Source organism: Vibrio sp. 10N.222.52.B7 (assembly GCF_041474275.1).
Classification (GTDB): domain Bacteria; phylum Pseudomonadota; class Gammaproteobacteria; order Enterobacterales; family Vibrionaceae; genus Vibrio; species Vibrio crassostreae_C.
In genome coordinates this window covers 2,917-4,629 of sequence record NZ_JBFRTU010000154.1, presented here as the reverse complement: position 1 = coordinate 4,629, position 1,713 = coordinate 2,917, and the positions used below count along the sequence as shown (strand labels likewise).

At 40.6% G+C, this 1,713-nt stretch carries 1 protein-coding gene; it reads right to left on the bottom strand.

Features of this window, described 5'->3' with window-relative positions; genetic code table 11:
• Positions 1 to 161 precede the first annotated feature (161 nt).
• Positions 162 to 1,265, bottom strand: coding sequence for a porin (locus tag AB4512_RS21935; RefSeq protein WP_372175659.1), 1,104 nt, complete (start codon positions 1,263 to 1,265; stop codon positions 162 to 164).
• Positions 1,266 to 1,713 lie beyond the last annotated feature (448 nt).

The following is a 1,713-nucleotide window of genomic DNA, read 5'->3' as shown; positions in this document are numbered from 1 at the left end:
TGAATCGAGTGAACTACAAGCTCCCAAAAATAATGATAATACAACTACACTAACTTTATTCATTATGACTAATTCCTTATGTTCACTATGGAAAAACGCTGGCAAACAAAATTTACCAGCGTTTTAATTTTTATCTAACTGTTTAAGCTAAAGATTCTAGCTTAGAAACCGTACTCAAGACCAACGCGAGTTACGATATCTGTATCAGCGTCACCAACTGTACGACCCGCTACACGTAGGTAAGGTACGAAACCGTTATGAACAGCCATTAGCTGACCAGAGATAGTGTTGCTATCTGAGTTAGCTTCTTTCTTACCGTTAAGTTCAGATTCTAAGTTCGCTGCGTAACCCAGTTTAAAGCCGATTGGACCGTTCCAGTATTGACCAATAATTGAGTAAGAATCTTGTGTTTGCTTACGGATGCCGTTATCTAGCTCTTCGCCTTTAAACGCAGCTGCAATACCGAAACCTGCTGGTAAGCTTGCTTCGAAACCAACGATGTATGCAAATGTATCGTCTTTAATTTCCGCAGCAGCATCTACAGGGTCTGCAATACCCGTCTCTGGGTTAAACTCAAAACCAGCATCAACAGCTGGAGTTACACGTGTACCAGATTCAACCGCACCCATTAATGTTACTTTCTCGAAGCTGTACTTAGCACTTGCGCCAACAAAGTTTGCGTCACGAGTTGCTGCACCGCCACCGTTGTCGTTATCATCACGACCAACAGAAGCTGCAAAAGAGAAACCACCAAATTTAGCTGAATCGTAACGTACTTGGTTAGATTGACGATCGTAGTGACCGTTGATGCCGCCCCAATCGAATACAGAACCTAGACCAGGGTTAGAGAATGGCCAATCGACGATTTCGTATAGTGGCGTAAGAACACGACCCACACGTAGGTTACCCCAAGAGCCAGAAGCGCCAACGAACGTATCACGGAAACCAAGCACACCGCCTGAAACACCACCATGAGACCAGTCAGTGCTATCAACGTAACCAGATTCAATCTGCATTGTGATTAATACGTCATCAAACATCTCTTTATGAGCACGGAAGCCGATACGAGATTCATTCTCTACAGCGTAACCTGAGCTAGAGTCATTGTTATCAGTCGTGTTGTAGTTAACTAGAGAGATAGCTGCAACACCGTATACGTCAACGTTGAAATCAGAGTTGATACCAACTTCTTTCGCCATTACGCCTGTCGATAAAAGTGCAACGGATGCACCTAGTAGAGTACGTTTGAAAATTTTGTTTTCCATGGAATAAAACTCCTAAAAATGGATATAGCTGTTTGAATATTCCCCGCCTAAAGTTGGCCGCCGTAGAGAGAAATACCTTTTCTTGTTTGAGAACCCTAAACTCTGAATTCTCTATTTCCTTTCTGGTTATACACATCATGTGCATCCATGGCATTAAGACTAACTTCGCCCTCAAAAAGATCAATGAGAACTTAATTTTCATCTAAAAAAATATGAGTTGGTGCAAATTTAATAGGTACTTAGTGATCCAGATCGATAAATAGAAAAATCCTCACCAAAACAAAATCAATACCAATAAATTCAACAACTTGAGGTAATTATCACTTTGTAAAAATAGATATGACTCGCATTTTTGATACAACTACAATGGTATTTCATTAATGTTGAGCAGCGTCACTGTCCTGATTTTAGAGTTCGTATAGGAACAAAATTCTCAACAATTAAAAAG